General features: G+C 58.6%; 18 protein-coding genes. 13 read left to right on the forward strand and 5 right to left on the reverse strand.

What is annotated here, in order from left to right; translation table 11 throughout:
* Positions 1-185: 185 nt before the first annotated feature.
* A complete protein-coding gene (locus PUP35_RS14600) occupies positions 186-3,515 on the forward strand; it encodes a diguanylate cyclase (protein WP_274240336.1) in 3,330 nt (1,109 codons plus the stop codon).
* On the opposite strand, the gene alkA is transcribed toward PUP35_RS14600, so the two are convergent.
* Entirely contained in the window at positions 3,486-4,352 is an 867-nt protein-coding gene (gene alkA / locus PUP35_RS14605) for a DNA-3-methyladenine glycosylase 2 (protein WP_274240337.1), read from the reverse strand. The genes PUP35_RS14600 and alkA overlap by 30 nt on opposite strands.
* Positions 4,353-4,482: 130 nt before the next feature.
* Here alkA and yegD point away from each other — a divergent pair, with 130 nt between their 5' ends.
* The 7 genes from yegD to baeR all read left to right on the forward strand — a co-directional run bounded on the left by yegD (position 4,483) and on the right by baeR (position 16,985).
* On the forward strand, positions 4,483-5,835 hold the full coding sequence (gene yegD, locus PUP35_RS14610) for a molecular chaperone (RefSeq protein ID WP_127731634.1): 1,353 nt from the start codon (positions 4,483-4,485) through the stop codon (positions 5,833-5,835).
* Positions 5,836-6,047: 212 nt separating this feature from the next.
* Positions 6,048-7,250 carry an MdtA/MuxA family multidrug efflux RND transporter periplasmic adaptor subunit gene (locus tag PUP35_RS14615; RefSeq protein WP_271368669.1) on the forward strand — a complete coding sequence of 401 codons (1,203 nt, stop codon included), beginning with the start codon at positions 6,048-6,050 and terminating at the stop codon, positions 7,248-7,250.
* Entirely contained in the window at positions 7,250-10,372 is a 3,123-nt protein-coding gene (locus tag PUP35_RS14620; RefSeq protein ID WP_274240338.1) for an MdtB/MuxB family multidrug efflux RND transporter permease subunit, read from the forward strand. The genes PUP35_RS14615 and PUP35_RS14620 overlap by 1 nt, the downstream gene beginning before the upstream one ends.
* The gene (mdtC, locus tag PUP35_RS14625; RefSeq protein WP_115875809.1) at positions 10,373-13,450 is read left to right on the forward strand and encodes a multidrug efflux RND transporter permease subunit MdtC; all 3,078 of its coding nucleotides are present in this window, start codon (positions 10,373-10,375) and stop codon (positions 13,448-13,450) included.
* On the forward strand, positions 13,451-14,866 hold the full coding sequence (locus PUP35_RS14630; protein WP_274240339.1) for an MFS transporter: 1,416 nt from the start codon (positions 13,451-13,453) through the stop codon (positions 14,864-14,866).
* On the forward strand, positions 14,863-16,266 hold the full coding sequence (gene baeS, locus PUP35_RS14635; protein WP_111965795.1) for a two-component system sensor histidine kinase BaeS: 1,404 nt from the start codon (positions 14,863-14,865) through the stop codon (positions 16,264-16,266). The genes PUP35_RS14630 and baeS overlap by 4 nt, the downstream gene beginning before the upstream one ends.
* Positions 16,263-16,985 (forward strand): two-component system response regulator BaeR, encoded by a 723-nt coding sequence (gene baeR / locus PUP35_RS14640; RefSeq protein WP_115875811.1) that lies wholly within the window; start codon positions 16,263-16,265, stop codon positions 16,983-16,985. The genes baeS and baeR overlap by 4 nt, the downstream gene beginning before the upstream one ends.
* A 55-nt stretch (positions 16,986-17,040) precedes the next feature.
* On the opposite strand, the gene PUP35_RS14645 is transcribed toward baeR, so the two are convergent.
* Positions 17,041-18,042 carry a hypothetical protein gene (locus PUP35_RS14645; RefSeq protein WP_274240340.1) on the reverse strand — a complete coding sequence of 334 codons (1,002 nt, stop codon included), beginning with the start codon at positions 18,040-18,042 and terminating at the stop codon, positions 17,041-17,043.
* Between the two features lie 419 nt (positions 18,043-18,461).
* Here PUP35_RS14645 and trhP point away from each other — a divergent pair, with 419 nt between their 5' ends.
* Positions 18,462-19,823: a prephenate-dependent tRNA uridine(34) hydroxylase TrhP gene (gene trhP, locus PUP35_RS14650; protein WP_023312421.1), complete on the forward strand. Its 1,362-nt coding sequence runs from the start codon at positions 18,462-18,464 to the stop codon at positions 19,821-19,823.
* 161 nt (positions 19,824-19,984) lie between these two features.
* Here the strand turns inward: trhP and PUP35_RS14655 are convergent, their stop codons facing one another.
* Positions 19,985-20,485 (reverse strand): DUF523 domain-containing protein, encoded by a 501-nt coding sequence (locus PUP35_RS14655; RefSeq protein ID WP_274240341.1) that lies wholly within the window; start codon positions 20,483-20,485, stop codon positions 19,985-19,987.
* A 140-nt stretch (positions 20,486-20,625) separates the two neighbouring features.
* Here PUP35_RS14655 and yegS point away from each other — a divergent pair, with 140 nt between their 5' ends.
* Complete coding sequence (gene yegS / locus PUP35_RS14660) at positions 20,626-21,525, forward strand: lipid kinase YegS (RefSeq protein WP_047174536.1); 900 nt, start codon at positions 20,626-20,628, stop codon at positions 21,523-21,525.
* Positions 21,526-21,580: 55 nt separating this feature from the next.
* Here yegS and fbaB read toward each other — a convergent pair whose 3' ends face one another.
* Entirely contained in the window at positions 21,581-22,633 is a 1,053-nt protein-coding gene (gene fbaB / locus PUP35_RS14665) for a class I fructose-bisphosphate aldolase (RefSeq protein WP_008500869.1), read from the reverse strand.
* Positions 22,634-22,883: 250 nt separating this feature from the next.
* Between fbaB and PUP35_RS14670 the strand changes: the two genes are divergently transcribed.
* Genes PUP35_RS14670 through PUP35_RS14680 form a run of 3 tightly spaced genes read left to right on the forward strand, consistent with a single transcriptional unit; the run spans position 22,884 to position 26,112 of the window.
* On the forward strand, positions 22,884-24,161 hold the full coding sequence (locus PUP35_RS14670; RefSeq protein ID WP_047174535.1) for a nucleoside permease: 1,278 nt from the start codon (positions 22,884-22,886) through the stop codon (positions 24,159-24,161).
* Positions 24,158-25,162: an ADP-ribosylglycohydrolase family protein gene (locus tag PUP35_RS14675; protein WP_274240342.1), complete on the forward strand. Its 1,005-nt coding sequence runs from the start codon at positions 24,158-24,160 to the stop codon at positions 25,160-25,162. Before PUP35_RS14670 ends, PUP35_RS14675 begins: the two co-directional genes overlap by 4 nt.
* Positions 25,159-26,112: a PfkB family carbohydrate kinase gene (locus PUP35_RS14680; protein ID WP_274240343.1), complete on the forward strand. Its 954-nt coding sequence runs from the start codon at positions 25,159-25,161 to the stop codon at positions 26,110-26,112. Before PUP35_RS14675 ends, PUP35_RS14680 begins: the two co-directional genes overlap by 4 nt.
* On the opposite strand, the gene PUP35_RS14685 is transcribed toward PUP35_RS14680, so the two are convergent.
* Positions 26,086-26,832, reverse strand: coding sequence for a GntR family transcriptional regulator (locus PUP35_RS14685; protein WP_111965802.1), 747 nt, complete (start codon positions 26,830-26,832; stop codon positions 26,086-26,088). The two genes, PUP35_RS14680 and PUP35_RS14685, sit on opposite strands and share 27 nt — an antisense overlap.
* Between the last annotated feature and the right edge of the window lie 8 nt (positions 26,833-26,840).

A 26,840-nucleotide genomic window follows, 5' to 3' on the forward strand; every position in this document is an offset into this window, starting at 1 on the left:
ATGAGCGTTTTTTCAGCGTTTAACCGTTTTTTTTCACGGAGCTTCTATTTAATAAGTCTGTAGTGTCAAATTCTGAGCGGTCACCATATGAATTGTAAATTGTTTGTACTAGCATAAACCAAATTATCAAATTCACGCGTTCGGACATCTTCCCTGACGGCATGGCGTCTCTGGATAAAGCGGTAATGAATAAACAATACCAGCGGGTTTTGGTTACCACCCCACATCCTTTAATACGACTTGTCTGTCTGGGCCTGGTCACCTTTATCTTTACCTTATTTTCGCTGGAGCTCACCCGGTTCGGCACCCTGCTGGCCCCGCTCTGGTTCCCCACCGCCATTATGATGGTGGCGTTTTATCGCCATGCAGGAAAAATGTGGCCGGGAATCGCCCTGGCCTGTTCGTTCGGCAATATTCTGGCCACATGGATGCTGTTTTCGTGGGGATCGATAAACCTCACCTACACCTTAATTAACGTGGTTGAAGCCTTTACCGGTGCGTTATTGCTGCGCAAATTGCTGCCGTGGTACAACCCGCTGCAGAATCTGAATGACTGGATCCGGGTGGCCATCGGCAGCGCCGTGATACCGCCCCTGGTGGGCGGCGTCCTGGTGTCTCTGCTGGCGCCCGGCCCTGAACCAGCGCGTAATTTCTTCGTCTGGGTGTTGTCTGAAGCCATTGGCGCGCTGGCGGTGGTACCGTTGGGTCTGTTGTTTAAACCGCATTATCTGCTGCGCCACCGTGACCCGCGATTGCTGCTGGAAACCCTGACCACCCTGGCCGTGACGCTGGCCCTCAGCTGGGCAGCCATTACCTGGCTGCCGTGGCCTTTCACCTGCGTTATCGTTTTGCTTATGTGGAGCGCGGTGCGCCTGCCGCGGATGGAAGCATTCATGGTGTTTCTTGTCACCGTGATGGTTGTATCGCTGATGATTGCCCGGAACCCGGTGGCGCTGACAACCCAACACGTCGGGCCGATGTTGAACGCCCCCTGGCTGCCGTTTCTGATGCTGCTCCTGCCTGCCAACGTGATGACCATGGTGATGTACGCCTTCCGCGCCGAGCGCAAGCACATTACCGAAAGCGAGGAGCGTTTCCGCAATGCGATGGAGTATTCCGCCATCGGTATGGCGCTGGTCAGCATCGAAGGTAAATGGCTTCAGGCTAACAAGGCGCTGTGCAATTTCCTCGGTTACAGCCAGACGGAGCTCCAGTCGCTGACCTTCCAGCAGCTCACCTGGCCGGAAGATCTGAATACCGACCTGGAGCAGCTCGAACAGCTGGTCAACGGCGACATCAACACTTACACCCTCGAGAAGCGCTACTACACCCGCGACGGGGAAGTGGTCTGGGCGCTGCTTGCCGTCTCCGTCGTGCGCCATGCCGACGGCTCGCCGCTCTACTTTATCGCCCAGATTGAAGACATTAACGACCTGAAGCAGACCGAGTGGGTCAATAAGCGCCTGATGGAGCGCATTACGCTTGCTAACGAAGCGGGCGGCATCGGCATCTGGGAGTGGGATCTCGAGCCAGACATCATCAGCTGGGACAAGCGGATGTTTGAGCTGTATGAAATCCCGCCGCATATCAAGCCTACCTGGCAGCTCTGGCACGATACGATGCTGCCGGAAGACCGTGCCCACGCTGAGAAGGTGCTGCGGGACTCGCTGATATCCCGTCTGCCGTTTAAGCTGGAATTCCGCATCCGCGTGAAGGAAGGCGTGCGCCATATTCGCTCCCTGGCGAACCGGGTGCTCAATAAGCAGGGCGAAGTCGAACGGCTGCTCGGCATCAACATGGACATGACCGAGGTTAAGCAGCTTAACGAGGCGCTTTTCCAGGAAAAAGAGCGGCTGCACATCACGCTCGACTCTATCGGTGAAGCGGTGCTGTGCACCGATATCAACATGAACGTCACCTTTATGAACCCGGTCGCGGAGAAAATGAGCGGCTGGCTGCAGACTGAGGCTATCGGCCAGCCGATCCTGAAGGTGTTGCACATCACCTTCGGTGAAAAAGGGCCGCTGATGGAGAATATTCACAGCGGCGATATGTCCCGTTCCGATATCGATCAGGATGTGGTGCTGAACTGCCGTACCGGCGGCAATTTTGATATCCACTACAGCATTACGCCGCTCAGCACGCTGGATGGACAGAATATTGGCTCGGTTATCGTGATTCAGGACGTGACAGAGTCGCGCAAAATGCTGCGCCAGCTGAGCTACAGCGCCTCCCACGATGCCCTGACCCATCTGGCAAACCGGGTCAGCTTCGAAAATCATCTCAAACGACTCCTGCAGACCGTTCGCGAAACGCGACAGCGCCATGCCCTTGTCTTTATCGATCTCGATCGCTTTAAAGCCGTCAACGATACGGCGGGCCATGCGGCGGGCGATGCCCTGCTGCGGGAACTCTCTTCTCTGATGCTGACCATGCTCCGCTCCAGCGACGTGCTGGCGCGCCTGGGCGGGGATGAGTTTGGGTTACTGTTACCGGACTGCAATATTGAAAGCGCGCGCTATATTGCCGGTCGCCTGATTCATGCCATCAACGACTATCACTTTATGTGGGAAGGCCGCCTGCACCGGATCGGCGCCAGCGCAGGTATCACGCTGATTGATGAAAATAACCATCAGGCGTCAGAGGTAATGTCGCAGGCGGATATTGCCTGTTACGCCTCAAAAAACAACGGGCGCGGTACTGTGACGGTTTACGAACCCCAGCAGGAGCGGGATCACAACACGCGCAGCATGATGTCGCTTGATGAACAGTGGCACATGATTAAAGACAATCATCTGATGATGATCGCCCGCAGCGTCGCCTCCCCGCGCATCCCGGAAAGCAGTAATTTCTGGCTGCTTTCGTTACGCCTGTGGACCAGCCAGGGCGAAGTACAGGAGGAGCATGCCTTCCGCTCGGGCCTGGCGGAGCCTGAGCTTTTGCACGCCCTCGACAGACGTATCTTTAGTGAATTTTTCCGTGCCTTCGCCGCGCAGGTGGCCAGTAAAGGCATGGGCGTGGCACTGCCGCTTTCTGAGGCCGGTTTAGCCAGCGTAACGCTGGTCGATGAACTTCTCGAGCTGCTGGATAAAAGCCCCATGCCGGGCCGTCTCCTGCATCTGGTTATCTCTGCCGACGTGGTGTGCAGCCCGGATAAAAACCTGCAACGGGGTCTGCAAAAGCTTCGCCAGGCGGGCTGCCGTGTGATCTTCAGCCAGATAGGACGCGACATGAACGTCTTCACGCACCTGAGCCCGAACATGGCCGACTATCTGATGCTGGACGCAGAGGTGGTCAGCAACGTCTATGGCAATCTGATGGATGAGATGATGGTGACCATTGTTCAGGGCCACGCCCAGCGTCTGGGGATGAAGACCATAGCAGGGCCGTGTAATCAGCCCATCATGATGGATACGCTCTCGGGCATCGGCATTGATTTTATCTATGGCGACACTATCGCCGAGCCGCAGCCATTAGATCTTCTGCTAAACACCAGCTATTTCGCCATCAACTGACGGTGCCCAGCCGTCGGTATACCAGATGTGCAGCAGCGCGTAGGAGCGCCACGGTTTCCAGCGTTCGGCATAACGACGAATTTGCGCGGGCGTCATTCCTGCGAAGCGTTGCTTAATCAGGTAATCATCCGGCAGAAACACATCTTTCGCCTGCCAGCCGCGCAGGGCCAGATAATTTGCCGTCCAGCGCCCTATCCCCGGCCGCTGCTGTAGCGCCTTCATCCCCTCTTCTATATTCACGGGCGGGAAAAGCGGAAACGTTCCGTCGATAACCGACTGCGCCAGATGAATCAGCGACTCCGCGCGTTTTACGGGCATGCCCAACGCTTTCAGCGCCAGCGGGTCCGCAGCCGCCAGCGCCTGCGGCGTGGGGAAGCAGAAATACCCCGGGCAATCCGCCACCGGTTCGCCGCATAACGCCACCACGCGCGACGCCAGCTTCGCCGCCATCGCCACGCTCACGAGCTGCCCGAGGATCGCCCGGACGCCCTGCTCGTACGCATCCATCGATCCCGGCAAACGTAAGCCCGACCTTGCAGCTCCGAGATCGCCCAGCGTATCCGCTATGTGCTGCGGGTTGCAGGAGAGATCGAACAGGCGTTCTATGCGCTCGAGGCATGCCTGCGCAATCGGAATCAACCCCGGACTGAGCGTCACGGTCAGCGTATGGGCAGCGATATCCGGCGTCACGCGAAATATTCCCTGATGCCCTTCGCAGGCAAAACTGCGCTCGTAGTAGTCGCTTGTGACGGTTTCAATGCCCGTCACCGCACGCGCGCCAAGAAAGCCAAACATCCACTGCCAGTCGTAAGGGGGAAGCCAGTTCAGGGTGTACATCGTCTCTCCTTTTGGGTTCTTCACAGCATAAACGGAAAGGTCCTGTTTCGCCTTGCTTTCATATTCCTGTTGTCGCCATGCGGACATTTCGTTAAAGTCTCGCCCCTTCTCACCGGCATGGGGATTCATCGTGTTTATTGGATTTGACTACGGTACGGCAAACTGCTCGGTTGCGATTATGCAAAACGGGCAGCCACGGCTCCTGAAAATGGAAAAAGAGAGCACGCTGCTGCCGTCAATGCTCTGCGCGCCGACGCGTGAAGCGGTGAGTGAATGGCTGTTCCGCCACCACCAGGTTCCGGCCACGGCGGCGGAGACCCAGGCGCTGCTGCGCCGGGCGGTCAGCTTTAATCGCGAGGAAGACATCGACGTTTCGCCGTCCAGCGTGCAGTTCGGCCTCTCTTCACTCGGGCACTACATTGAAGACCCCGAAGAAGTCTATTTCGTTAAGTCGCCAAAATCCTTCCTCGGCGCCAGCGGCCTGAAGCCGCAGCAGGTCGCTCTGTTCGAAGACCTGGTGTGTGCGATGATGCTGCATATTCGCAATCAGGCGCAGACGCAGGTCACCGATGCGATTACCCAGGCGGTGATTGGCCGCCCGATCAACTTCCAGGGGCTGGGCGGCGACGAGGCCAACCAGCAGGCGCAGGGGATCCTTGAACGCGCGGCGCACCGCGCAGGCTTCCGCGATGTGGTATTCCAGTATGAACCGGTTGCCGCGGGGCTGGACTTTGAAGCCACGCTGACGGAAGAGAAGCGCGTATTAGTCGTGGATATCGGCGGGGGCACGACGGACTGCTCGCTGCTGCTGATGGGCCCCGAATGGCATAACCGTCGCGATCGTGAAAACAGCCTGCTCGGGCACAGCGGCTGCCGCGTAGGCGGTAACGATCTCGATATCGCGCTGGCATTCAAAAGCCTGATGCCGCTGCTCGGCATGGGCGGTCAGACGGAAAAAGGCATCGCCCTGCCGATCCTGCCGTGGTGGAATGCGATTGCTATCAACGATGTGCCTGCGCAAAGTGATTTTTACAGCACCGCGAACGGCCGCTTCCTTAACGATCTGGTTCGCGATGCCCAGGACGCCGAAAAAGTCGCCCTCCTCTATAAAGTGTGGCGCCAGCGTCTGAGCTACCGCGTGGTGCGTACCGCGGAAGAGAGCAAAATCGCCCTTTCCGACCGCGCCGAGCATGCGGTCTCCCTGCCGTTTATCAGCGACGAACTGGCCACCGCCATTTCGCAGGACGGTCTGGAGACGGCGCTTGCCCAGCCGCTGCAGCGCATTCTGGAACAGGTGCAGCTGGCGCTGGAGAACGGCAAAGAGAAGCCGGACGTCATCTACCTGACCGGCGGTAGCGCCCGTTCACCGCTGATTAAGAAAGCGCTGGCCGAACAGCTGCCGGGTATTCCGATTGCAGGTGGCGATGATTTTGGTTCCGTTACAGCCGGTCTGGCGCGCTGGGCGCAGGTGATGTTTAGCTAGCGTTGTTGCGGTGCGGCCTGGTGCCCTCACCCCGGCCCTCTCCCAAAGGGAGAGGGATAAAACATCAAAAACGGCAACGGATGTTGCCGTTTTGCGTTTACCTCCATTCAGACCATTCCTGACAGTCTTCCATATTTCCTCCATTTTTCCGCTGTGTTAGCTGACTAAACTAGTATCATTCCCCGAAGTCTTCAGGATGAGAACGTATAACGATGAAAGGCAGTAACAAATCCCGCTGGGCAATCGCCGCTGGCATCATTGTGGTGGCCCTTGCCGCCGCCTGGTACTGGCACAGTCAATCCGCGAACTCCGCAGCTCCCGCCGGTGCCAGCAATCAGGCACAGCGCCCGGCAGGCGGAGGGCGTCACGGCATGCGCGGCGGAGCCCTGGCGCCGGTACAGGCGGCGACGGCGGTGAATAAAGTCGTTCCTCGCTATCTCACAGGTCTCGGGACCATTACCGCCGCCAATACCGCCACGGTGCGCAGCCGCGTCGACGGCCAGCTCGTCGCGATCCACTTCCAGGAAGGTCAGCAGGTCAAAGCCGGTGATTTACTGGCGGAAATCGATCCGAGCCAGTTTAAGGTCGCCCTCGCCCAGGCGCAGGGACAGCTCGCGAAAGACAAAGCCACGCTCGCCAACGCCCGCCGGGATTTAGCGCGCTACCAGCAGCTGGTGAAAACCAACCTCGTGTCTCGTCAGGAGCTGGACACCCAGCAGTCGCTGGTCAGCGAAACGCAGGGCACTATCAAAGCCGACGAAGCCGCCGTTGCCAGCGCCCAGCTGCAGCTGGACTGGAGCCGTATCACCGCGCCAATTGACGGGCGTGTCGGCCTGAAGCAGGTCGATATCGGCAACCAAATCTCCAGCGGCGACACCACGGGCATCGTGGTGATCACCCAGACCCACCCGATTGATTTAGTCTTTACCCTGCCGGAAAGCGATATCGCGACCGTCATGCAGGCGCAAAAAACCGGTAAAGGCCTGGTGGTGGAAGCCTGGGACCGCACCAACAAGCAGAAATTGAGCGAAGGCTCCCTGCTCAGTCTGGATAACCAGATCGACACCACCACCGGCACCATCAAGCTGAAGGCGCGCTTTAATAACCAGGACGATGCCCTCTTCCCGAACCAGTTCGTCAATGCGCGCATGCTGGTTGCGACCGAAGAAAACGCGGTGGTGATCCCCACCGCTGCACTGCAGATGGGTAATGAAGGCAACTTTGTCTGGGTGCTCAACAACGACAATAAGGTCAGCAAGCATCTGGTAAAAACCGGTATTCAGGACAGCCAGACGGTGGTCATCAGCGCCGGCCTTTCCGCAGGCGACCGCGTGGTCACCGACGGTATTGACCGTCTGACCGAAGGGGCCAAAGTGGAAGTGGTTGAACCTGCGAAACAGGGAGAGAAATCCTGATGCAGGTGCTGCCGCCAGGCTCTACAGGTGGGCCGTCACGCCTGTTTATCCTTCGTCCTGTCGCCACCACGCTGCTGATGGTGGCGATCCTGCTCGCCGGGATTATCGGCTATCGCTTCCTGCCCGTATCGGCGCTGCCGGAGGTGGATTACCCAACGATTCAGGTGGTGACGCTGTATCCCGGCGCCAGCCCGGATGTCGTGACTTCCGCCATCACCGCACCGCTGGAGCGCCAGTTCGGCCAGATGTCGGGGCTAAAACAGATGTCCTCCCAGAGCTCCGGCGGGGCATCCGTCGTGACGCTGCAGTTCCAGCTGACGCTGTCGCTGGACGTCGCCGAGCAGGAGGTACAGGCGGCCATCAACGCCGCCACCAACCTGCTGCCGTCGGATCTGCCTAACCCGCCTGTCTACAGCAAGGTGAACCCGGCGGATCCGCCGATCATGACGCTGGCCGTCACCTCCTCCGCAATGCCGATGACCCAGGTAGAGGACATGGTCGAAACGCGCGTGGCGCAAAAAATTTCTCAGGTTTCCGGCGTCGGCCTCGTCACCCTGGCGGGTGGACAGCGCCCGGCGGTGCGCGTCAAGCTGAACGCGCAGGCCATCGCCGCGCTGGGGCTCACCAGCGAAACCATCCGCAGCGCCATCAGCAACGCGAACGTCAACTCGGCGAAGGGCTCGCTGGACGGCCCAACCCGCGCCGTGACGCTCTCGGCGAACGACCAGATGCAGTCCGCCGACGAATATCGTCAGCTGATTATCGCCTACCAGAACGGCGCGCCGGTGCGTCTGGGCGACGTGGCGACCGTAGAACAAGGTGCGGAAAACAGCTGGCTGGGAGCCTGGGCCAACAGGCAGCAGGCGATCGTGATGAACGTGCAGCGCCAGCCGGGCGCGAACATCATCGAAACCGCCGACAGCATCCGCACCATGCTGCCGCAGCTGATCGAAAGCCTGCCGAAATCGGTCAGCGTGAAGGTGCTTTCCGACCGTACCACCAACATTCGCGCGTCGGTCACCGACACCCAGTTTGAGCTGATGCTGGCAATTGCGCTGGTCGTCATGATCATCTATCTGTTCCTGCGCAACGTTCCGGCAACCATTATTCCTGCCGTCGCCGTACCGCTCTCGCTGGTCGGCACCTTTGCGGTGATGGTGTTCCTCGATTTTTCGATCAATAACCTGACGCTGATGGCGCTCACCATCGCCACCGGGTTCGTGGTGGATGACGCCATCGTCGTTATCGAGAACATCTCGCGCTATATCGAGAAAGGCGAAAAACCGCTGGCCGCCGCGCTGAAGGGCGCAGGGGAAATCGGCTTTACCATTATCTCGCTGACCTTCTCGCTGATTGCGGTGCTAATCCCGCTGCTGTTTATGGGCGATATCGTCGGGCGTCTGTTCCGCGAGTTTGCCGTGACGCTGGCGGTCGCCATTTTGATCTCCGCCGTGGTGTCGCTGACTCTGACGCCGATGATGTGCGCCCGCATGCTGAGCCACGAGTCCCTGCGCAAGCAAAACCGCTTTTCGCGCGCCTCCGAGCGCATGTTCGAGCGCATTATTGCCGCCTATGGTCGCGTGCTGGCGAAAGTCCTGAACCATCCGTGGGCAACGCTCGGCGTGGCGCTCGGCACGCTGGCGCTCAGCGTGATGCTGTGGATTTTCATTCCGAAAGGCTTCTTCCCGATCCAGGACAACGGCATTATCCAGGGCACGCTTCAGGCCCCGCAGTCGGTCTCCTTCGCCAATATGGCCCAGCGCCAGCAGCAGGTGTCTGAAATCATCATGAAAGATCCGGCGGTCGAGAGCCTGACCTCCTACGTGGGCGTCGACGGCACCAACCCGTCGCTCAACAGCGCGCGTCTGCAGATCAACCTCAAGCCGCTGGATGAACGCGACGATCGCGTCAACGCCGTCATTGAGCGTCTGCAAAACGCCGTCGCGCGCGTGCCGGGCGTTGAGCTTTACCTGCAGCCGATTCAGGATTTGACCATTGATACGCAGGTCAGCCGCACGCAGTACCAGTTCACGCTGCAGGCCACCACGCTGGATGCCCTCAGCACCTGGGTGCCGCAGCTGGTGAACAAGCTTAACACCCTGCCCCAGCTGTCCGACGTCAGCAGCGACTGGCAGGACAAAGGGCTGGCGGCGTACGTTAACGTCAACCGCGATACCGCCAGCCGTCTGGGTATCACCATGGCGGACGTGGACAACGCCCTGTACAACGCCTTCGGTCAGCGCCTGATCTCCACCATCTACACCCAGGCGAACCAGTACCGCGTGGTGCTGGAGCACAACACGGAGAACACGCCCGGCCTGGCGGGGCTGGACTCGGTGCGCCTGACCAGCAAAGACGGCGGCATTGTGCCGCTGAGCGCTATCGCCACGGTGGAAGAACGCTATACCCCGCTGTCGATTAACCATCTGGATCAGTTCCCGTCCACCACCATCTCCTTTAACGTGCCGGACAATTACTCTCTGGGTGAAGCGGTGGAGGCCATTCAGGCGGCTGAAAAAGAGCTCAGCTTCCCGTCCGACATTCAGACTCAGTTCCAGGGCAGCACCCTGGCGTTCCAGGCCGCGCTGGGCAACACCATCTGGCTGATCGTGGCGGCGGTTGTGGCGATGTACATCGTGCTCGGCGTGCTGTACGAAAGCTTTATCCACCCGATCACCATCCTCTCTACCCTGCCGACGGCGGGCGTGGGGGCACTGCTGGCACTGATGCTGGCGGGCAGCGAGCTGGACGTGATTGCCATCATCGGCATCATCCTGCTTATCGGGATCGTGAAGAAAAACGCCATCATGATGATCGACTTCGCCCTGGCCGCCGAGCGCGAGCAGGGCATGTCGCCGCGCGATGCGATTTTCCAGGCCTGCCTGCTGCGTTTTCGCCCTATCCTGATGACCACGCTGGCCGCCCTGCTGGGCGCGCTGCCGCTGATGCTCAGCACCGGCGTCGGCGCGGAGCTCCGTCGTCCGCTGGGTATCGGCATGGTCGGCGGTCTGCTGGTGAGCCAGGTGCTGACGCTGTTCACCACGCCGGTGATCTACCTGCTGTTTGACCGCCTGGCGCTGTGGACCAAAAGCCGCTTCCCGAAACGTGAAGAGGAGGCATAAGTGAAGTTTTTCGCCCTCTTCATTTATCGCCCGGTGGCGACGATTTTAATCTCGCTCGCCATTACCCTCTGCGGCGTTCTGGGCTTCCGGCTGCTGCCGGTGGCCCCCCTGCCGCAGGTGGATTTCCCGGTGATCATGGTCAGCGCCTCGCTGCCGGGCGCCTCACCGGAAACCATGGCCTCGTCGGTTGCCACCCCGCTGGAACGCTCGCTCGGGCGAATTGCGGGGGTCAACGAGATGACCTCCAGCAGCTCGCTGGGCAGCACGCGCATCATTCTGGAGTTCAGCTTCGACCGGGATATCAACGGCGCGGCGCGCGACGTGCAGGCGGCCATCAACGCCGCACAGAGCCTGCTGCCGAGCGGGATGCCGAGCCGCCCAACCTACCGCAAAGCCAACCCGTCCGACGCGCCGATCATGATCCTGACGCTGACCTCGGATACGTACTCACAGGGGCAGCTGTACGACTTTGCGTCTACCCAGCTGGCGCAGACAATCTCACAAATTAACGGCGTCGGCGACGTGAGCGTCGGGGGGAGTTCCCTGCCCGCGGTGCGCGTGGGGTTAAACCCGCAGGCGCTGTTTAACCAGGGCGTGTCACTGGACGACGTGCGCTCCGCCATCAGCAACGCCAACGTGCGTAAACCGCAGGGGGCGATTGAGGACGGCAGCCACCGCTGGCAGATCCACACCAACGACGAGCTGAAAACCGCGGCGGAATATCAACCGCTCATCATCCACTATAACAACGGAGCGGCGGTGCGCTTAAGCGACGTTGCCAGCGTCACCGATTCGGTGCAGGACGTGCGTAACGCCGGGATGACTAACGCCAAGCCGGCGATTCTGCTGATGATCCGCAAGCTGCCGGAGGCCAACATTATCGAGACGGTGAACAGCATTCGCGCCCGTCTTCCGGACCTGCAGGAGACCATACCGGCGGCGATCGATCTGCAAATTGCTCAGGATCGCTCCCCGACCATTCGCGCCTCGCTGGAAGAGGTCGAGCAAACGCTGGTGATCTCCGTCGCGCTGGTGATCCTGGTGGTCTTCCTGTTCCTGCGATCCGGCCGCGCGACGCTTATTCCGGCGGTGGCCGTGCCGGTCTCGCTGATCGGTACCTTTGCCGCCATGTACCTGTGCGGGTTTAGCCTCAACAACCTGTCGCTGATGGCCCTGACGATTGCGACGGGCTTCGTGGTGGATGACGCCATCGTGGTGCTGGAGAACATTTCCCGCCATCTGGAAGCGGGCGTGAAGCCGCTGCAGGCCGCGCTGCAGGGCACGCGCGAGGTGGGCTTTACGGTACTCTCCATGAGCCTGTCGCTGGTCGCGGTGTTCCTGCCGCTGCTGCTGATGGGCGGGCTGCCGGGCCGGTTGCTGCGCGAGTTTGCCGTCACTCTCTCCGTCGCCATCGGCATTTCGCTGGTTATCTCCTTAACGCTGACGCCAATGATGTGCGGCTGGATGCTCAAGCGCAGCAAACCCCATTCGCAGCCGCGCCGCAAAGGCTTTGGCCGTTTCCTGATGGCACTGCAGGAAGGCTATGGTAAATCGCTGAAGTGGGTGCTGAACCATACGCGTCTTGTCGGCCTGGTGCTGATGGGCACCATCGTGCTCAACGTCTGGATGTATATCACCATCCCGAAAACTTTCTTCCCGGAGCAGGATACCGGCGTGCTGATGGGCGGCATTCAGGCGGACCAGAGCATTTCATTCCAGGCGATGCGCGGCAAGCTGCAGGACTTTATGAAGATCATTCGTGAAGACAAAGCCGTGGATAACGTCACCGGCTTTACCGGCGGGTCACGCGTCAACAGCGGGATGATGTTTATTACCCTGAAACCGCGCGGCGAGCGCAACGAAACCGCCCAGCAGGTGATTGACCGCCTGCGGGTGAAACTCGCGAAAGAGCCGGGGGCAAACCTGTTTTTGATGGCCGTTCAGGATATCCGCGTCGGTGGGCGACAGGCGAACGCCAGCTATCAGTACACGTTGCTCTCGGACGATTTGGCCGCCCTGCGCGAGTGGGAGCCGAAGATCCGCAAGGCGCTGGCTGCCCTGCCGGAGCTGGCGGACGTGAACTCCGATCAGCAGGACAACGGCGCCGAGATGGCGCTGACCTATGACCGCGAAACCATGTCGCGGCTGGGTATTAACGTTGAAGCCGCCAACAGCCTGCTGAACAACGCCTTCGGCCAGCGCGAGATCTCCACCATCTACCAGCCGATGAACCAGTACAAGGTGGTGATGGAAGTTGACCCGCGCTACACCCAGGACATCAGCGCCCTGGACAAAATGTTTGTGATTAACAACGACGGCAAGGCGATTCCACTCTCCTACTTCGCTAGCTGGCAGCCTGCCAACGCGCCGCTGTCGGTGAACCATCAGGGGCTATCGGCGGCATCGACCATCTCCTTTAACCTGCCCGCCGGTTCGTCGCTTTCTGAGGCCAGCGATGCTATCAACCGCGCGATGACGCAGCTTGGCGTGCCGTCCACCGTGCGCGGAAGCTTTGCCGGCACCGCGCAGGTGTTCCAGGAGACGATGAATTCGCAGGTGATTTTGATTCTGGCCGCCATCGCCACGGTTTATATTGTGCTGGGCGTGTTGTACGAGAGCTACGTTCACCCGCTGACCATTCTCTCGACGCTGCCGTCGGCGGGCGTGGGGGCGCTGCTGGCGCTGGAGCTGTTCGGCGCGCCGTTCAGCCTTATCGCGCTCATCGGGATCATGCTGCTGATCGGTATCGTGAAGAAAAACGCCATCATGATGGTGGACTTCGCGCTGGACGCCCAGCGCAACGGCAATCTGTCGCCGGAAGAGGCCATCTTCCAGGCCTGCCTGCTGCGCTTCCGTCCGATCATGATGACCACCCTGGCGGCGCTGTTTGGCGCGCTGCCGCTGGTGATCTCGGGCGGCGACGGCTCAGAGCTGCGCCAGCCGCTGGGGATCACCATTGTCGGCGGCCTGGTGATGAGCCAGCTGCTGACGCTGTACACCACGCCGGTGGTCTATCTGTTCTTCGACCGCCTGCGGCTGCGCTTCTCGCGTAAAAACAGAACCACGGTGACCGAGTAAATGACCGATCTCCCCGCTAACGTTCGCTGGCAGCTATGGATAGTCGCCTTCGGCTTCTTTATGCAGTCGCTGGATACGACCATCGTCAACACCGCCCTCCCCTCCATGGCGAAAAGCCTGGGGGAGAGCCCGCTGCATATGCACATGGTGATTGTCTCCTACGTGCTGACGGTGGCCGTGATGCTGCCCGCCAGCGGCTGGCTGGCCGATAAGGTCGGCGTGCGGAACATCTTCTTTACCGCCATCGTGCTGTTTACCACCGGCTCGCTGTTTTGCGCCCAGGCCAATACCCTCGACCAGCTGGTGACGGCGCGCGTGCTGCAGGGCATCGGCGGGGCGATGATGGTGCCGGTCGGGCGGCTAACGGTGATGAAGATTGTGCCGCGCGAGCAGTACATGGCGGCGATGACCTTTGTGACCCTGCCCGGTCAGGTGGGGCCACTGCTGGGTCCAGCGCTGGGCGGCATTCTGGTGGAGTACGCCTCGTGGCACTGGATCTTCTTAATCAACCTGCCGGTGGGCATCATCGGTGCCATCGCCACCCTGGCGCTGATGCCGAACTACAAAATGCAGACGCGGCGCTTTGATTTCTTCGGTTTTATCCTGCTGGCGTCGGGCATGGCTACACTTACCCTGGCGCTGGACGGGCAAAAAGGGCTCGGGATTTCCCCCCTGACGCTCGGGCTCCTGATCGCGCTCGGCGTTACCGCCATACTGTGGTATCTGCGGCATGCCAGAGGTAACGATAAGGCGCTGTTCAGCCTGAACTTGTTTAAAAACCCCACCTACCGTCTGGGCCTGTCTGGCAGCTTCGCCGGACGCATCGGCAGCGGGATGCTGCCGTTTATGACGCCCGTTTTTCTGCAAATTGGCATGGGCTTTTCGCCGTTCCACGCGGGCCTGATGATGATCCCGATGGTGCTCGGCAGCATGGGGATGAAGCGCGTTGTGGTGCAGGTGGTCAACCGCTTTGGCTATCGACACGTGCTGGTGGCCGCTACGCTGGGGCTGGCGCTGGTCAGCCTGCTGTTTATGGCCGTGGCGCTGATGGGCTGGTACTACGTCCTGCCGCTGGTGCTGTTCTGCCAGGGGATTATCAACTCCATGCGCTTCTCGTCGATGAATACCCTGACGCTGAAGGACCTTCCTGACGATCTGGCGAGCAGCGGCAACAGCCTGCTGTCGATGGTGATGCAGCTCTCCATGAGCGTGGGCGTCACCATTGCCGGCCTGCTGCTCGGCATGTACGGCCAGCACCATCTCAGCGTCGACACGCCGGTGGCACATCAGGTCTTTTTGTATACCTACCTCAGCATGGCGGTCATCATCGCCCTGCCCGCTTTCATCTTCGCCAGAGTGCCGGATGATACCAGCAAGAACGTCGTGATTAGGCGCGGCAAAAGGAGTGGCTCATGAAATTCTGGCGTCCGGGTATTACCGGCAAGCTCTTTGTAGCGATCTTCGCCACCTGTATCGTCCTGCTGATCACCATGCACTGGGCGGTGCGGGTAAGCTTCGAGCGCGGCTTTATTGATTACATCAAGCATGGCAATGAACAGCGTTTACAGGGCTTAAGCGATGCGCTGAGTGAACAGTACGCCCAACACGGCAACTGGCGTTTTCTGCGCAATAACGACCGCTTTATTTTCCAGATCCTGCGCTCGCTGGAGCACGATACCGGTGACGATCGCCCTGGGCCGGGCATGCCGCCGCACGGCTGGCGCACCCAGTTCTGGGTGATCGACCAGGATATGCGCCCCCTGGTTGGGCCGCGCGCGCCGATACCGCCGGACGGCACCCGGCGGGCAATTAAAGTGAATAACGCCACCGTGGGCTGGGTGATCGCCTCGCCGGTAGAGCGCCTGACGCGCAACACCGACATCAACTTTGACCGCCAGCAGCGCCGCACTAGCTGGCTGATTGTCGCCCTCTCCACGCTGCTCGCCGCGCTCGCCACCTTCCCGCTGGCGCGCGGTCTGCTCGCCCCGGTAAAACGGCTGGTGGAGGGTACGCACAAGCTCGCAGCCGGGGATTTCACCACCCGCGTCGATACCCGCAGCCAGGACGAACTGGGCAAGCTGGCGCAGGACTTTAACCAGCTCGCCAGCACGCTGGAGAAGAACCAGCAGATGCGCCGCGACTTTATGGCCGATATCTCCCACGAGCTGCGCACCCCGCTGGCGGTGCTGCGGGGCGAGCTGGAGGCCATTCAGGACGGCGTGCGCCAGTTTACGCCCGAATCGGTGGCTTCCCTGCAGGCGGAGGTGGGCACGCTCACCAAGCTGGTGGACGATCTCCACCAGCTCTCCATGTCCGACGAAGGCGCGCTGGCCTACCAGAAAGCGCCGGTGGACGTGATTAATATTCTGGAAGTGATCAGCGGCGCGTTCCGCGAGCGGTTTGCCAGCCGCAACCTGAAAATCGATCTCTCCCTGCCGGACAGCGCGGTGGTGTTCGGCGACAAAGACCGGCTGATGCAGCTGTTCAATAACCTGCTGGAAAACAGCCTGCGCTACACCGACAGCGGCGGAGGGCTGCACATCTCCGGCAGACAGGAAAACGGGCGCTTTGCCCTCACCTTCGCGGATTCCGCCCCCGGCGTGCAGGACGCGCAGCTGGAAAAACTGTTTGAACGTTTCTACCGTACCGAAGGCTCCCGCAACCGCGCCAGCGGCGGCTCCGGCCTGGGGCTGGCGATTTGCGTTAACATCGTCGAGGCGCATAATGGCACGATCCGCGCCGCCCATTCGCCTTTTGGCGGGGTTAGCATTACAGTAGAGTTACCTCTGGAACGGGATTTATCGAGAGAAGTATGACCGAGTTACCGATTGACGAAAACACGCCGCGCATTTTGATCGTTGAAGACGAACCCAAGCTGGGACAGCTGCTAATCGACTACTTACGCGCGGCCAGCTATGCCCCGTCCCTGATAAGCCACGGCGACCAGGTGCTGCCGTACGTGCGCCAGACTCCGCCGGATCTGATCCTGCTGGATTTAATGCTGCCGGGCGTTGACGGACTGACCCTGTGCCGGGAAATTCGCCGCTTCTCCGACGTGCCGATCGTCATGGTCACCGCCAAAATTGAAGAAATTGACCGCCTGCTGGGGCTCGAAATCGGCGCGGACGACTACATCTGCAAGCCCTACAGCCCGCGCGAGGTGGTAGCCCGCGTGAAGACCATTCTGCGCCGCTGCAGGCCGCAGCGCGAGCTTCAGGTGCTGGACGCTGAAAGCCCGCTGATTGTGGATGAAAGCCGCTTCCAGGCAAGCTGGCGCGGCAAGCTGCTGGACCTGACCCCTGCGGAGTTCCGCCTGCTGAAAACCCTCTCCCACGAGCCGGGGAAAGTCTTTTCCCGCGAACAGCTGCTGAACCACCTGTACGACGATTACCGCGTAGTGACCGACCGCACCATCGACAGCCATATCAAAAACCTGCGCCGCAAGCTGGAAGCGCTGGACGCCGAACAGTCGTTTATTCGCGCGGTGTATGGCGTGGGGTATCGCTGGGAAGCGGATGCGTGCAGGATAATGTGAGAATATTGCCCCGCAGCACTGCGGGGCAGAGACTCCAGACATTAAAACTGTGGCCTTACCAGGAACGAAAAGGTGTAGCATAAGCAAAAAGTCGCGCTAATACATCGCGACGCTCGATGCCAGTTATCATCGCCAGGAAAGCGAAGCTAATAACGTTCAAATCTTGCTGAGAAGGATGTTTATGCATTTTCTTCAAAATAGCATTAACCTTTTTATCATCAAAAAAACTCCAGATAGCCAAAAGTGCCCATCGTTTCCCGGCGGATAAATTTATTATATCGTCTGAAGTATCCCAGTCCGGTGGTAATTCATTAATATTGCTTACACTGTTAATACCGGCAGCAGGAATAATGAAATAATCTGAAAACATATGGACGGCATCTTTCCATGCCTGCAAGAACATAGGTTCATGGATATCATTCATCGCCTTCTCATTTGCATACTGTGCAGCTAAATTAGCATTACAGGCGTAGACCCGTGGCTCGTAGTCACTATAAACATCCGGGACTATCCAACCTGAAGAATGACGCACTGCGTCACAGGATGTGAAGGTGGGCAGTAGAGCAATAAATTGTGGTAATATATTTTGTACTGAGCGAGGAAAAAAACGCTTTGCTAACTGAAAGCCCGCATAATTTTCCAGTAATAAGGTTTCAATATCCTCTGAATTATAAATCTGGTACAAAATCCCTTTTTTAGCTTTCAGTCGCTCCAGTTTTTGCTCAAGTCCGGACGATGCAATGGTGGAATAAAATCCAACAAACTCATCACATTCAAATTCAGCAAGTCTGTCCTGAATGTCCTCTTCATCACTGCGACCAACGGACTTTTTAGAAGGAGCGTAGTGTTTGCAGCTAACAAGTTTGGCAATTCGACATCCGGCAATATCAAACTCAACCCGTATATCTATGCCACCATCCGCCCCGCGGCTTGGGCCTTTAGTTACAATCCCTCCCAAAATTTTTTCCATGAATATTTTTGCGAACTTCTCAAATTGGTCGCTATCTGCAGTATCTGCGCTTGCAGAAGCAAGTTCACAGAAATCCAGCCTCGCCATACTCTTCCCCTGACTAATGGTAACGGTTCATAAACAGATTCCGTCTTTTTCTCTTCATTAATCAAGCTACGTATTCAGAGAGGTTCCTGAACAGACGACTTGATGACGCTCAAAAGTTATACACGATCTCAATATCAGTTAGTTTTCCTGTATCTGGTTGATTCGAATTAAGCAAAAGCAATGACGTTCAGTCCACGCTTGTACTGAAAGCGGGAAACGGCATTGCCTCGGTCTTTCAAGCCAGATGGTAAAGACAATACCTAAAAATATGCGTACACGCCGGATGGGCGGTGATACGACTCGACGCTTTACCTCCCTGCCCCGCAGCGCTACAATGCCCGCCCTTAAAGTGGGGGATCTCCCCTTACCGCTGCACCAGGTGTACGCGGATCTGACCTGTCATCAGAACGAGAACAAACATGTTTAAACCGGAACTCCTTTCCCCGGCGGGAACGCTGCAAAATATGCGTTACGCTTTCGCCTATGGCGCCGACGCCGTGTATGCGGGCCAGCCGCGCTACTCGCTGCGCGTGCGTAACAACGAATTCAACCACGAGAACCTGCAGCTCGGCATCAACGAAGCGCATGCCCTGGGCAAAAAATTCTACGTGGTCGTGAACATCGCGCCGCACAACGCCAAGCTGAAAACGTTCATCCGTGACCTGAAGCCGGTGGTGGATATGGGGCCGGACGCGCTGATCATGTCGGACCCGGGTTTAATCATGCTGGTTCGGGAGAACTTCCCGGAGATGGATATTCACCTCTCCGTGCAGGCAAACGCCGTCAACTGGGCAACGGTGAAGTTCTGGAAGCAGATGGGGCTGACCCGCGTCATCCTGTCCCGCGAACTGTCTCTGGAAGAGATCGAAGAGATCCGCACTCAGGTGCCGGATATGGAAATCGAAATCTTCGTCCACGGCGCGCTGTGCATGGCCTACTCCGGCCGCTGCCTGCTTTCTGGCTACATCAACAAGCGCGACCCGAACCAGGGCACCTGCACCAACGCCTGCCGCTGGGAATATAACGTCCAGGAAGGCAAAGAGGATGACGTCGGCAACATCGTCCACAAGCACGAGCCTATTCCGGTGACCAACGTTGAGCCGACGCTGGGCATCGGCGCGCCAACCGACAGCGTGTTTATGATTGAAGAAGCCAAACGTCCGGGCGAGTACATGACCGCCTTTGAAGACGAGCACGGCACTTACATCATGAACTCAAAAGATCTGCGCGCCATCGCCCACGTCGAGCGTCTGACGCAGATGGGCGTGCACTCCCTGAAGATCGAAGGCCGCACCAAATCCTATTACTACTGCGCGCGTACCGCGCAGGTGTACCGTAAAGCCATCGACGATGCGGCCGCCGGTAAACCGTTCGATACCAGCCTGCTGGAAACTCTGGAAGGCCTGGCGCATCGCGGCTATACCGAAGGCTTCCTGCGCCGTCATACCCACGACGACTACCAGAACTACGAGCACGGCTACTCCGTTTCCGAGCGCCAGCAGTTTGTCGGTGACTTCACCGGCGAGCGTAAAGGCGCGCTGGCGGCCGTCGCGGTGAAAAACAAGTTCACCAAAGGCGACAGCCTGGAGCTGATGACCCCGCAGGGCAACATGAACTTCACGCTGGAGCATCTGGAAAACGGCAAAGGCGAAGCGATTGACGTGGCGCCGGGCGACGGGCATACCGTATGGCTGCCGGTTCCGGAAGAGGTGGAGCTGAAGTTCGCGCTGCTGATGCGTAACTTCAACGGTGAAAGCACCCGAAACCCACACGGCAAATAGTCAATCAGGGAAATTTTTTCGCGCTGGGATAATTCTTAGAATCGGATCACATACCGCTTCGTTCAATACGGGTATTATCCCCCCGCTGAAAAACATAACCCATAAATGCTAGCTGTACCAGGAACCACCTCCTTAGCCTGCGTAATCTCCCTTACGCGGGCTTATTTTTTGCCTTCTCTTTCCTCAATCCAGGCAATGAGTTCGTCGATTTGCTTCTCTGAGAACACGGCGATCCCATGCTCAGCGAGCAACGATGCCGCAACCCCCCTCCCCGCTTTATGTATGCCGCGAAACGATCCGTCATAAATAAACTCGCTGCCGCACGTTGGGCTGCCATCGGTTAACAATGCAGCGCTACACCCCGACTCCTGAGCAGCGCGTAGCGCAAGCCAGGCTGCAAGCTGATAATGTGCGGTCACATCCTGCCCGGTATTTTCAATAATTCTGGCTTGCCCGCGCATTACGTCTTTGCCATCAGCAGACATAATCTCTGCCGGAGGACGAGGTACAGGCAGCCCGGCCGCCAGTTCAGGGCAGTGGATAACCAGACGTTGTTCCTGTTGCCAGCGAGCGAGTTGCGCGTTCATTCTCGCTTTTTCACTTGCGTTATAACGAACCCTGAAGCCCATCAGGCACGCGCTTACCAAAACTTTATTCATCATCACTTTCCTGTGATTAGTTCATATCATCGCTGGAGTGTAACGCGCTTTCGGGCATATTTCGTTCCTTTCATCCTGTTCTTACCCGCTTTTTTCCTCTCTGCTATACACTCTTACTAACGCTAAAAAAGGGAGCAGCGCGGATGGCAACCTATCCAGACAGTTTATTGATTCTCAATGGCAAAAGTGCAGGCAACGATCTGTTGCGTCAGGCAATTCACGGCTTGCGCGACGACGGCGCGCGGATCCACGTCAGGGTAACCTGGGAAAAAGGCGACGCGGCACGCTATATCAATGAAGCCCTCGGGCTTGGCGTTGAGACCATCATTTCCGGCGGCGGCGATGGCACCATCAATGAGATCGCGTCAGCGCTGATCGACCTGCCCCCGGCAAACCGCCCGGTGATGGGCATTTTACCGCTCGGCACCGCCAATGACTTTGCCACCAGCGCCGGGATCCCGGAGGAGTTAGAGAAGGCGCTCCAGCTGGCGATCCTCGGTAAAGCCACCGCCGTAGATATTGCGCAGGTGAATGACAAAACCTGCTTTATCAATATGGCCACCGGCGGGTTCGGCACGCGCATCACCAGCGAAACGCCGGAAAAACTGAAGGCGGCGCTGGGCGGCGTGTCGTATCTGATCCACGGTCTGATGCGCATGGATACCCTCAAGCCTGACCGCTGCGAAATTCGCGGCGAGGATTTTCAGTGGCAGGGTGACGCGCTGGTCATTGGCATTGGCAACGGGCGTCAGGCGGGCGGCGGTCAGCAGCTGTGCCCGGAGGCGCTGATCAATGACGGTCAGCTACAGCTGAGGATTTTCACGGGCGACGGCCTGCTGCCCGCGCTGTTTACCACGCTGACGCAGCCGGAAGAGAGTCCAAATATCATTGACGGGAAATCGGCGTGGTTTGAGGTAAATGCCCCGCACGGGATGACGTTTAACCTCGACGGAGAGCCGTTAAGCGGAACACAGTTCCGCATTGAGGTGTTGCCCGGCGCGCTGCAGTGTCGGTTGCCGCCGGACTGTGTGCTTTTGCGCTAATGGTATTGCCGGGTGGCACGGCTACGCCTTACCCGGCCTACACTTCGCCCTCAGGTCAGGCAATCGTGACTTTGCTGTCCAGATAGACGTCCTGCACCGCATTGATCAGCTTCACGCCGTCGGCCATCGATTTCTTAAACGCCTTACGACCCAGGATCAGCCCCATGCCGCCCGCGCGTTTGTTAATAACCGCCGTACGCACCGCGTCTGACAGGTCAGTATCGCCGCCCGCCGCGCCGCCGGAGTTGATCAGCCCCGCGCGGCCCATATAGCAGTTCGCCAGCTGGTAGCGCACCAGGTCGATCGGGTTATCGCTGGTCAGCTTGCTGTAAACGCGGTCATCGGTGTAGCCAAAGTTCACCGCTTTATAGCCGCCGTTATTCTCGGCCATTTTCTGCTTCACGATGTCAGCGCCAATGGTCGCCGCCAGATGGTTCGCCTGGCCGGTCAGGTCGGCCGACACGTGGTAATCCACGCCGTCTTTTTTGAACGCCGAGTTACGCAGGTACGCCCACAGCACGGTCACCATGCCGAGCTCATGAGCGCGCTCAAACGCCGCAGAGATCTCTTCAATCTGACGACGGGACTGTTCAGAGCCAAAGTAAATCGTCGCCCCAACTGCAACCGCCCCCATATTGAACGCCTGCTCGACGCTGGCGTAGAGCGTCTGGTCATATTCGGTAGGGTAACTCAGGGTTTCGTTGTGGTTCAGCTTCACGAGGAACGGAATGCGGTGGGCATAGCGACGCGAAACCGAAGCCAGCACGCCGTAGGTGGAGGCTACACAGTTACAGCCCGCTTCAATCGCCAGTTCAACAATGTTCTTCGGATCGAAGTAGAGCGGATTCGCCGCAAAAGAGGCGCCCGCCGAGTGCTCAACGCCCTGGTCTACCGGCAGTATCGAGAGATATCCGGTGCCGCCGAGCCGCCCGGTGTTATAGAGCGTCTGCATATTTCGCAGCACGGCAGGGGGACGGTTGTTATCGACCATCACGCGGTCAACGTAATCATGACCAGGCAGGTAAAGCTGGTCGGCTGGAATGGTCATACAACGATGCTGTAAAAGGCTGTCGGCGTCTTTGCCAAGCAACTGCGCAATATCAGTCATGTGATACTCCCGTAAGTTCGACGTCATGTCGGTGTGCGTTAATCCAGTCCCATTATTTATGGGCAGACTAAGCCTGGTACCGACTTAACAGATTTTCCACTCTTTGCTTTTTTTTTCAGCACAATCTGCTGGCTCGATTCGTGTACAACAAAACTGTTACATTGATCAAACAATCGCCACAAAGGTATTTAAAAGGTATTATTGAATGGTATGTTAAAGGCGTACCCTCTCTGACATGCAGGATTAAAAAATGAAAACGAAAGTCCAACTGTCATTCATGATGTTTGTTGAATGGTTTATCTGGGGCGCGTGGTTTGTGCCGCTGTGGCTGTGGCTGAGCAAAAGCGGTTTTACCGCCGGGGAAATCGGCTGGTCTTACGCCTGTACTGCCATTGCCGCTATCCTCTCACCGATTCTGGTCGGATCGCTGACGGACCGCTTCTTCGCCGCGCAGAAAGTGCTGGCGGTGCTGATGTTTGCCGGCGCGATTCTGATGTACTTCGCCGCACAGCAAACCCAGTTCAGCACCTTCTTCCCGCTGCTGCTGGTTTACTCCCTGACCTATATGCCCACCATCGCGCTGACCAACAGTATTGCCTTCGCGAACGTGGATGACGTCGAGGCCGATTTCCCGCGCATCCGCGTGATGGGCACTATAGGCTGGATCGCCTCCGGGCTGGCGTGCGGATTCCTGCCGCAGATGCTGGGCTACAGCGATATTTCCGATACCAATATCCCGCTGCTGATGACGGCAGCCAGCTCCGCCCTGCTCGGCGTCTTTGCCCTGTTCCTGCCGAACACCCCGCCGAAAAGTACCGGCAAGCTGGACTTCAAAGTGATGCTGGGGCTGGACGCGCTGATCCTGCTGCGCGACAGAAACTTCCTCGTGTTCTTCTTCTGCTCGTTCCTGTTCGCCATGCCGCTGGCCTTCTACTACATTTTCGCCAACGGCTATCTCACCGAAGTGGGAATGAAAAACGCCACCGGCTGGATGACGCTCGGCCAGTTTTCTGAAATCTTCTTTATGCTCGCCCTGCCGTTCTTTACCAAACGCTTTGGTATTAAGAAGGTCTTACTGCTGGGTCTGATTACCGCCGCCATCCGCTACGGGTTCTTCGTATACGGCGGTGCAGAACAGTACTTCACCTACGCCCTGCTGTTCCTCGGGATTCTGCTGCACGGCGTGAGCTACGACTTCTACTACGTCACCGCGTATATCTACGTGGATAAAAAAGCGCCGGTGCACATGCGCACCGCCGCACAGGGCCTGATTACGCTGTGCTGCCAGGGCTTTGGTAGCCTGCTGGGTTACCGCCTGGGCGGCGTGATGATGGAAAAAATGTTCGCATACAAAGAGCCGGTGAATGGGCTGACCTTCAACTGGGCCGGAATGTGGACGTTTGGTGCAATCATGATTGCCGTGATTGCCGTGCTGTTTATGCTGTTTTTCCGCGAATCGGACAAAGAAATCGCCGCAATTGCGGTGGTTGATGGCGATACCGCGCTGACACAAGGGGAAGTTAAATGAAACAAGAACGTGTTCTCGGTGCCCTTTACGGGCAGGCTTTAGGGGATGCGATGGGCATGCCGTCGGAGCTGTGGCCGAGAAAGCGCGTCAAGGCGCACTTCGGCTGGATCGACCGCTTTTTACCCGGCCCGGCAGAGAATAATGCGGCCTGCTATTTCAAACAGGCAGAGTTTACTGACGATACCTCAATGGCGCTGTGCCTGGCTGACGCGATCGTTGAGTGCGACGGGGAGATTAACGCGGATGTTATCGGCAAGCATATTCTGCACTGGGCGCTCGATTTCGATGCGTTTAATAAGAACGTGCTCGGCCCGACTTCCAAAATCGCGCTTAACGCAATTCGTGACGGCAAGCCGGTCAGCGAGCTGGAAAACAACGGCGTGACCAACGGGGCGGCGATGCGCGCCTCCCCGCTGGGCTGCCTGCTTCCGGCCACGCGTCTGGAACACTTTGTGGAGCAGGTGGCGCTGGCCTCCAGCCCGACCCATAAATCCGACCTCGCCATTGCCGGCGCGGTGGTGATTGCGTGGGCGGTTTCCCGCGCCGTCGACGGCGAAAGCTGGCAGAACATCGTCGATGCTCTGCCGGGTATCGCCCGCTATGCGCAGGAGATGAAAACCACCACCTTCAGCGCGTCGCTGGCGGCACGTCTTGAGCTGGCGCTTAAGACCGTACGGGAAGCCAACGGCATCGACTCCGCCAGCGAGCAGATTTATCAGCTTGTCGGCGCAGGAACCAGCACCATTGAGTCCGTCCCGGCGGCCATTGCGATGGTCGAACTAGCGGAAACCGATCCAAACCGCTGCGCCATTTTATGCGCCAACCTGGGCGGCGATACGGACACCATTGGTGCCATGGCGACGGCCATCTGCGGCGCGCTCCACGGCGTCCAGGCAATTGACCCGGCGCTGAAGGCCGAGCTCGACGCCGTTAACCGGCTCGATTTCGGTCACTATTGCGAAAAACTGCTGCACTATCGGGAGCAAAGGGAGGGCGTATGAATGCATTTGCCCAACGTCTCGACACCCTGCACGCCACGCGCCCGGTGACGGTGCTGGGCGCAGCGGTGATAGACGTCATCGCCGACGCCTACGCCCTGCCCTGGCGCGGGTGCGATATCGAACTAAAGCAGCAGGGCGTAAATATCGGCGGCTGCGCGCTAAACATTGCCATCGCCCTGAAGCGGCTCGGCATTACGGCGCAAAACGCTCTGCCCGTCGGTCACGGCGTCTGGGCGGATATTATCCGCAACGCCATGGCGAAGCAGGATCTGCACAGCGCCGTGGAGGCCGATACGGGCGACAACGGCTGGTGCCTGGCGCTGGTTGAGCCTGACGGCGAACGTACCTTTATGTCCTTTAACGGCGTGGAGAACCAGTGGCAGCAGCGCTGGCTGGATGCGCTTTACGTTCCGCAAAACAGTCTGGTTTATTTGTCCGGCTACCAGCTGGCATCGCCGTGCGGCGAGCTGCTGACACGCTGGCTGGAGGGATTACAGGACGTGACGGCATTGATCGATTTCGGCCCCCGCATCGCGGATATCCCCGACGTGCTGATGGAGCGGATTATGACCTGCAGGCCAATCGTGTCGCTCAATCGTCAGGAAGCGGGGCTCGCGGCTGAAAGACTGGGCGTAGAGGCTGACAACCTGGGTGAAGTATGGCAGCAGCGCTTCGGCGCCGCGCTAATCGTGCGCCATGATAAAGACGGTGCTATGTGGTATGACGGTGACGCCTCGGGCGTTGTTCCGGCGTTCCCGGCGACGGTTGTGGACACCATTGGTGCTGGCGACAGCCACGCGGGCGGCACGCTGGCAGGGCTGGCAGCGGGATGGTCGCTGGCAGACGCCGTTCTGCTGGGGAATGCCGTGGCGTCCTGGGTGGTCAGCCACCGCGGCGGCGATTGCGCCCCGACTCGTGAAGAATTACTCCTCGCACACAAAGACGTATAGATCGCTGCGACAGTAGCTGATGCTGTACTCAATCGGACGGTGCTGCTGGTCAAGCGCAACCTGCTTGATCACCAGCACCGGTATTTTTTCATCCATCTTAATGTGCGCCTGAAACTCGCTGTCCGGCATGCGGGCGCTCACCCTTGAGCGGGTGCGCTGCGGGAAAATATTCTGACTGCGGAAGTAGTCGTACAGCGAAATGCCAATTGCATCCGGATCGGGAATTAACCCGACCGGGACCCAGGACTCTTCAATCGACACCGCATCGTCATCCACATAGCGAATGCGCTTAAGTAAAAAAACCTCGCTGTCCGGGGAGATCGACAGGTGGTTAGCCACCTCTTCCGGGCATTTCACCACCCGCTTGTTGACCCACAGCGTATTGGGCTTTTGGCCGCGCAGCACCACCTGCTGCGAGAACCCGCGCGCCTCTTTCAGCGAATATTCAAAGATGTTGTTGATTTGCGTGCCATATCCACGAGAACGCGTCACCACGCCCTCTTCCTCCAGCGCCTGCATTGCCTTTCGCACGGTAATGCGCGACACGCCGGTTAACTGGCTCAGATCGCGCTCGCCGGGCAAAATATTCCCGTGCTCCAGCATGCCGCTTCGCACCGCATTTTTTACCGTTTCGGCAAATTTCAGGTACAGCGGCGTGTTGTCCGGCGCGGCGATCCGTTCATTCAGTTGAGCGATTAACCGGGTATGCGCTTGTTCCATCTCTGTTT

Origin of the sequence: Enterobacter sp. S-33, from assembly GCF_028735835.1 — a bacterium.
In the GTDB taxonomy this organism is placed as follows: Bacteria; Pseudomonadota; Gammaproteobacteria; order Enterobacterales; family Enterobacteriaceae; genus Enterobacter; species Enterobacter vonholyi.

Coding starts and splice junctions, on each gene's coding strand:
- PUP35_RS14615 (WP_271368669.1), top strand. CDS start 6,048: ATGAAAGGCAGTAACAAATCCCGCTGGGCAATCGCCGCTGGCATCATT.
- baeS (WP_111965795.1), top strand. CDS start 14,863: ATGAAATTCTGGCGTCCGGGTATTACCGGCAAGCTCTTTGTAGCGATC.
- baeR (WP_115875811.1), top strand. CDS start 16,263: ATGACCGAGTTACCGATTGACGAAAACACGCCGCGCATTTTGATCGTT.
- PUP35_RS14600 (WP_274240336.1), top strand. CDS start 186: ATGAATAAACAATACCAGCGGGTTTTGGTTACCACCCCACATCCTTTA.
- PUP35_RS14670 (WP_047174535.1), top strand. CDS start 22,884: ATGAAAACGAAAGTCCAACTGTCATTCATGATGTTTGTTGAATGGTTT.
- PUP35_RS14645 (WP_274240340.1), bottom strand. CDS start 18,042: ATGGCGAGGCTGGATTTCTGTGAACTTGCTTCTGCAAGCGCAGATACT.
- yegS (WP_047174536.1), top strand. CDS start 20,626: ATGGCAACCTATCCAGACAGTTTATTGATTCTCAATGGCAAAAGTGCA.
- alkA (WP_274240337.1), bottom strand. CDS start 4,352: ATGTACACCCTGAACTGGCTTCCCCCTTACGACTGGCAGTGGATGTTT.
- PUP35_RS14620 (WP_274240338.1), top strand. CDS start 7,250: ATGCAGGTGCTGCCGCCAGGCTCTACAGGTGGGCCGTCACGCCTGTTT.
- PUP35_RS14685 (WP_111965802.1), bottom strand. CDS start 26,832: ATGGAACAAGCGCATACCCGGTTAATCGCTCAACTGAATGAACGGATC.
- PUP35_RS14675 (WP_274240342.1), top strand. CDS start 24,158: ATGAAACAAGAACGTGTTCTCGGTGCCCTTTACGGGCAGGCTTTAGGG.
- PUP35_RS14680 (WP_274240343.1), top strand. CDS start 25,159: ATGAATGCATTTGCCCAACGTCTCGACACCCTGCACGCCACGCGCCCG.
- PUP35_RS14655 (WP_274240341.1), bottom strand. CDS start 20,485: ATGATGAATAAAGTTTTGGTAAGCGCGTGCCTGATGGGCTTCAGGGTT.
- PUP35_RS14630 (WP_274240339.1), top strand. CDS start 13,451: ATGACCGATCTCCCCGCTAACGTTCGCTGGCAGCTATGGATAGTCGCC.
- fbaB (WP_008500869.1), bottom strand. CDS start 22,633: ATGACTGATATTGCGCAGTTGCTTGGCAAAGACGCCGACAGCCTTTTA.
- trhP (WP_023312421.1), top strand. CDS start 18,462: ATGTTTAAACCGGAACTCCTTTCCCCGGCGGGAACGCTGCAAAATATG.